General features: G+C 63.4%; 4 protein-coding genes. All 4 read left to right on the forward strand.

Annotated elements, in window-relative coordinates; all coding sequences use genetic code 11:
• Positions 1-47: 47 nt before the first annotated feature.
• Positions 48-1,766 (forward strand): cell division protein FtsZ, encoded by a 1,719-nt coding sequence (ftsZ, locus tag ATY77_RS30935; RefSeq protein ID WP_088690233.1) that lies wholly within the window; start codon positions 48-50, stop codon positions 1,764-1,766.
• 261 nt (positions 1,767-2,027) lie between these two features.
• Positions 2,028-2,984 carry a UDP-3-O-acyl-N-acetylglucosamine deacetylase gene (gene lpxC / locus ATY77_RS30940; protein WP_088673245.1) on the forward strand — a complete coding sequence of 319 codons (957 nt, stop codon included), beginning with the start codon at positions 2,028-2,030 and terminating at the stop codon, positions 2,982-2,984.
• 268 nt (positions 2,985-3,252) lie between these two features.
• A complete protein-coding gene (locus tag ATY77_RS30945) occupies positions 3,253-4,122 on the forward strand; it encodes an outer membrane protein assembly factor BamD (protein WP_190237718.1) in 870 nt (289 codons plus the stop codon).
• 5 nt (positions 4,123-4,127) lie between these two features.
• Positions 4,128-5,801, forward strand: a complete 1,674-nt coding sequence (gene recN, locus ATY77_RS30950; protein ID WP_088690235.1) for a DNA repair protein RecN — start codon at positions 4,128-4,130, stop codon at positions 5,799-5,801.
• Positions 5,802-6,176: the final 375 nt, after the last annotated feature.

Raw genomic sequence — 6,176 nt, forward strand, 5'->3', positions numbered from 1 at the left:
AATTGGCCGGCGTGGCGATGCGGCCAGAGAGAGAAGGAACAGGTACCATGACCATCAAGCTGCAAAAGCCTGACATCACAGAGCTGAAGCCGCGCATCACCGTGTTCGGCGTGGGCGGCGGCGGCGGCAATGCCGTCAACAACATGATCACCGCCGGTCTCCAGGGCGTCGACTTCGTCGTCGCCAACACGGATGCGCAGGCGCTGACGATGACGAAGGCCGAGCGCATCATCCAGCTCGGCGCCAATGTCACCGAAGGCCTCGGCGCCGGTTCGCAGCCGGAAGTCGGCCGCGCGGCTGCCGAAGAGTGCATCGACGAGATCATCGATCACCTGAACGGCACGCATATGTGCTTCGTCACCGCCGGCATGGGCGGCGGCACCGGCACGGGAGCTGCGCCCGTCGTCGCACAGGCCGCCCGCAACAAGGGCATCCTGACGGTCGGCGTCGTCACCAAGCCGTTCCATTTCGAAGGCGGCCGCCGCATGCGTCTGGCCGAGATGGGCATCCAGGAACTGCAGAAGTCTGTCGATACGCTGATCGTCATTCCGAACCAGAACCTCTTCCGTATCGCCAACGACAAGACGACCTTCGCCGACGCTTTCGCCATGGCCGACCAGGTTCTCTATTCGGGCGTCGCCTGCATCACCGACCTGATGGTGAAGGAAGGCCTCATCAACCTCGACTTCGCCGACGTTCGCTCGGTGATGCGTGAGATGGGCCGTGCGATGATGGGCACCGGCGAAGCTTCCGGCTCCGGCCGCGCGCTGCAGGCAGCCGAAGCGGCAATCGCCAACCCGCTGCTCGACGAAACCTCGATGAAGGGCGCCCAGGGCCTGCTGATTTCCATCACCGGCGGCCGCGACCTGACCCTGTTCGAAGTCGATGAAGCTGCGACCCGCATCCGCGAAGAAGTCGATCCCGACGCCAACATCATCCTCGGCGCCACGTTCGACGAATCGCTCGAAGGGATCATCCGCGTCTCGGTCGTCGCGACCGGCATCGACCGGGCGATCAGCGAAGCCGCCGAGCGCAGCTTCCAGCCGGCTGCAAAGCCCGCTATCCGTCCTTCCGCGGCTGTTGCTCCGGCAGCGGCCGCAGTTCAGCCTGCTCCCGTTATGCAGGCACCGAAGGCCATCGATCCGATCGCGCAGACCATCCGCGAAGCCGAGATGGAACGCGAGCTCGAAATCCCGGCCCCGCGTGCCAGCGCCCCCGTGCAGCAGCCGGCGGTTCAGCAGGAAGTCTTCCGTCCGCAGAGCAAGATCTTCGCACCTGCGCAGGAAGCGCCCGTCATCCGTCCGGCACCGGTTCAGCCGGCGCCGGCTCCGGTCATGAGCCAGCCGGTCCAGCAGCAGCCGATCCAGCAGCACCAGCCGGTCCGGCAGGAGCCGATCATCCGCCAGGCGCCCGAGCCGATGCGCATGCCGAAGGTCGAAGACTTCCCGCCGGTCGTCCAGGCCGAACTCGACCACCGCACGCAGCCGGCTTCGGCGCATCAGCAGGAAGAGCGCGGTCCGATGGGCCTGCTCAAGCGAATCACCAATTCGCTTGGCCGCCGTGACGACGACGCCGTTGCCGCCGACATGACGGCCGTACCGCCCGCCGCTTCGCAGCAGCGCCGTCCGCTGTCGCCGGAGGCAAGCCTCTACGCACCGCGCCGCGGCAACCTCGACGACCAGGGCCGCGCGGTTCCGCAGGCCCGCATGATGCAGGAAGACGACCAGCTGGAAATCCCGGCATTCCTGCGCCGCCAGTCGAACTGAGGCTGCGATTCGACACCGTTCATGCCCGGGATTCACGTCCCGGGCATTTGCGTTTTTCAGCCTGAAATTGCTGAGCGATATCAATCGTGTGACTTCGTAACAAAACGAAAGAAACAGTGATTTGGATTGGAGCGCCGGCACACGTAAGTATGGTGCAAGAAAACTGCCCTAGGAGACTCCTCAACGAGGCTCCTTCTGCAGAAGGAATGAAAACCGCACCGTGAGACGAACCACTGGAGCGGAAAAATAAAGGCAGATTTTATGGCAATTGGCTTGCTGGGTTTTCAAACGACGGTATCGCGTCCCGTGACGCTTTCGGGCATCGGGGTTCATTCGGGCGCAGAAGTCTCGATCACCCTGAACCCGGCCGAGTCGGACACCGGCGTCGTTTTCCAGCGCCTGCATGACAATGGCGACGTCACCGAACTCAAGGCTGTCTCCTCGCAGGTCGGCAATACCGACCTCTGCACCGTACTCGGTTTCTCGCCCGCCCATTCGGTCGCGACGATCGAACATGTCATGGCCGCCATCTATGCGCTCGGTCTCGACAACGTGGTGATCGAAGTGCAGGGTGCCGAAATGCCGATCATGGACGGCAGCTCGCTGCCCTTCGTCGAAGCGATCGAGCAGGTCGGCCTCGTTTCTCTCGGCGTCAAGCGCCGCTATATCCGTATCACCAAGCCGGTGCGCATCGAGCACGGCGGCTCTTGGAGTGAATTCCGCCCCTATGACGGCACGCGATTCGAAGTCGAGATCGATTTCGAATGCCCGCTGATCGGCCGGCAGAAATGGGCCGGCGACATGAGCGCCTCCGTCTTCAAGACCGAACTTTCACGCGCCCGCACCTTCGGCTTCATGCGCGATGTCGAGCGTCTCTGGGCATCGGGCCACGCGCTCGGCTCCTCGCTTGAAAATTCCGTCGTCATCTCCGACGACAACACCGTCATCAACGTCGAAGGGCTGCGTTACGCCAAGGACGAATTCGTCCGCCACAAGACGCTCGATGCCGTCGGCGACCTGTCGCTTGCCGGCGCCCAGTTCATCGGCTGCTACCGTTCCTATCGCGGCGGCCACAAGATGAACGCCAATGCGCTGAAGGCGCTGCTCGCCGATCCCACCGCCTATGAGGTTGTGGAGACGTCGACGCCGCGCCAGCGCGTCGCCGCCCGCGAAATGATCGCGGTCAGCGCTTCGGAATTCGCTCCCTGGTCGGCATGACCTCCAGCATATTCTTAAGACCAGGCCGCCTCTTTCCCAGGGGCGGTTTTTTTATGTCGTTCCCAGTCTGCGGCGATAGGCATTTTGCGGCAGGTGCTTAGCTGCAACAGGTCGGAAAGAAGGTGAAAAGCCGGTCATTCCGGCCGTGGCTGCCACAAAAATGCGTTAATGCCTTATCATTGCGTTGCTCTTGATGCACATTTGTGGCTAGAAACGCCAGCGAGGCGTGGCTGCCGTAGAGCGAGCGGCGGCAGTGGGGTTCTTTCGAATGGCTTATGCAGGATCTGAAGGTATGATGAAGACAGCGCGCGCTTTGTTCGCATCGCTTCTGGTGCTCAGCGCAGGCGCCTCTATATCCGGTTGCCAGTCGGACCCCGACATCGACATCACCAAGCTCGGCCTCGAAACCGATCCGCCTGATGTGCTCTACAATCAGGGCCTTGCCAATATGAAGGCCGGCAACATGGCGGAAGCGGCGCGCAAGTTCGACGCGATCGACCGCGAGAACCCGTTCTCCGAATGGGCGCGCAAGGCGCTTGTGATGAGCACCTTCGTCAAATATCGCCAGGGCCGCCTCGACGATGCGCTCGCCTCCGGCAACCGCTATATGGCGCAATATCCGAAGTCGCAGGATGCCGCCTATGTGCAGTATCTGATCGGACTGGCCTATTCCAAGCAGATCGTCGACGTGACGCAGGACCAGCGCGCCGCCGCCAAGACGATCGAAGCAATGCAGGCCGTCGTCGACAATTACCCGAACTCCGAATATGTCGACGACGCGCAGGCCAAGATGCGCTTCGCGCGCGACCAGCTCGCCGGCAAGGAAATGCAGATCGGCCGCTACTATATGGAGCGGAAGGAATATCTCGCCGCGATCTCGCGCTTCCGCATCGTCGTCGAGAAATATCCGAACACCAACCAGATCGAAGAGGCCTTGGCGCGTCTCGTCGAAGCTTATTACGCCATGGGCATCGTCGACGAGGCCCAGACGGCGGCGGCCGTTCTCGGCCACAATTATCCTGACAGCCAGTGGTATGCCGATTCCTACAAGCTGCTGCAGACCGGCGGCGCCGAGCCGCGTGAAAACAAGGGCTCGTGGATCGCTGCGGCAGGCAAGAAACTCCTGCTCGGTTCATAAAACCTATGCTGATCCAGCTTTCGATCCGCGATATCGTCCTGATCGAGCGGCTGGATCTTGCCTTCGAGACCGGTCTTTCCGTGCTGACGGGCGAGACCGGGGCGGGCAAATCCATCCTGCTCGACAGCCTGTCGCTGGCGCTCGGCGGGCGCGGCGATGGCGGCCTGGTGCGCCATGGCGAGGACAAGGGCCAGGTGACGGCGGTGTTCGACGTCGGCATGGACCACGGCGCGCGCACGCTGCTCAGAGAAAACGGCATTGACGACGAGGGCGACCTGATCTTCCGCCGCCAGCAATCGGCGGACGGGCGCACCAAAGCCTATGTCAACGACCAGCCGGTCAGCGTGCAGCTGATGCGGCAGGCCGGCCAGATGCTGGTCGAAATCCACGGCCAGCACGACGATCGCGCCCTTGTCGATACCAATGCCCATCGCACCCTGCTCGATGCCTTCGCCGGCCTGACCGATGAGGTAGCCGAAGTCGCCCGGTTCTATCGCCTGTGGCGCGACAGCGAGCGGACGCTGAAGAAGCACCGCGAAAAGGTGGAGAGTGCCGCGCGCGAAGCCGATTACCTCCGCTCTTCCGTGGAGGAGCTCGAGAAGCTCTCGCCGCAGGACGGCGAGGAGGACGAGCTTGCCGATCGCCGGCAGAAAATGATGAAGGCCGAGCGGATCGCCGGAGATATCGCCGAAGCTTCCGAATTCCTGAACGGCAATGCCTCGCCCGTGCCGCATATCGCCTCGCTGGTGCGCCGGCTGGAGCGCAAGAGCCACGAGGCGCCGGGATTGCTGGAAGAGACCGTGGCGCTGCTTGATGCCGCGCTCGACCAGCTGTCCAACGCGCAGATGGAAGTCGAGGCGGCGCTCCGCAAGACCGAATACGATCCGCGTGAGCTGGAGCGGGTGGAGGAACGGCTTTTTGCGCTCCGGGCCGCCTCGCGCAAATATTCCGTACCCGTCACCGAGCTGCCGGCGCTTGCCGTGCGGATGATCGCCGATCTTGCCGATCTCGATGCGGGCGAGGAGAAGCTTGCCCGGCTCGAAGCCGAGGTCGGCCTGGCGCGGGAGAGTTACGATGCGGCGGCGCGCACGCTGTCCGAGAAGCGCCATCACGCCGGCACCGCATTGGCAGCCGCCGTCATGGCCGAGCTGCCGGCGCTGAAGCTCGAGCGCGCCCGCTTCATGGTGGAGATCACCACGGATGCGGGCGAGGCGCTTGCCGAAGGCATCGACGTCGTCGAGTTCCATGTCCAGACCAATCCCGGCACGCGGCCGGGCTCGATCATGAAGGTCGCCTCTGGCGGCGAACTCTCGCGCTTCCTGCTGGCGCTGAAAGTGGCGCTCGCCGATCGCGGATCGGCCCCGACGCTGGTCTTCGACGAAATCGACACCGGTGTCGGCGGCGCCGTCGCCGATGCGATCGGCCAGCGGCTGAAGCGGCTCTCCGAGCGCGTGCAGGTGCTGTCGGTCACGCATGCGCCGCAGGTCGCGGCCCGGGCGGCAACGCACCTGCTGATCTCCAAGGGACCGGCCACAGACGGCTCCGAGAAGATCGCGACCCGCGTCGCGACCATGGCGCAGAAGGACCGCACCGAGGAGATCGCCCGCATGCTCGCCGGCGCTTCGGTGACCGAAGAGGCGAGGGCGGCCGCAAAGCGGCTGCTGGCCGGCAACGGGTGATCCGCCTGAACCACCTGTAGGGTCGACAGCGGCGACAAGTGTTTCGGCTTCGCGTTATGTGCATCAATCCGATCAGTATCTTCAATTCAGCGATCAAGTTTGGCGCGAACGTTCAACTCTATCTCCCTCATCCCTGTGCTTGTCACAGGGATCCAGCAAGCCCAAGTCCTTGGGCGCGGAAGACTCCCGTTTCCGATAAGAGTCATTCACCGCGCAGACGCGCGGTGGCTGGATTCCTGTGACAGGCACAGGAATTGTCTCTCAAATCTATGCTTTACTGCAGGAGAAGCTGGGATCGAACCCCGGGATGGCCATCCCGGGGTTCGCGCGACAAAGCGCCCGTACAGGAATAGGTGTCAACGACCGACGTCATGA

The sequence above is a fragment of the Rhizobium sp. R634 genome (genome assembly GCF_002211305.1).
Classification (GTDB): domain Bacteria; phylum Pseudomonadota; class Alphaproteobacteria; order Rhizobiales; family Rhizobiaceae; genus Rhizobium.

Excerpts from the sequence above, each read along its gene's own strand:
- recN (WP_088690235.1), top strand. The coding sequence starts at position 4,128 with ATGCTGATCCAGCTTTCGATCCGCGATATCGTCCTGATCGAGCGGCTG.
- ftsZ (WP_088690233.1), top strand. The coding sequence starts at position 48 with ATGACCATCAAGCTGCAAAAGCCTGACATCACAGAGCTGAAGCCGCGC.
- lpxC (WP_088673245.1), top strand. The coding sequence starts at position 2,028 with ATGGCAATTGGCTTGCTGGGTTTTCAAACGACGGTATCGCGTCCCGTG.
- ATY77_RS30945 (WP_190237718.1), top strand. The coding sequence starts at position 3,253 with ATGGCTTATGCAGGATCTGAAGGTATGATGAAGACAGCGCGCGCTTTG.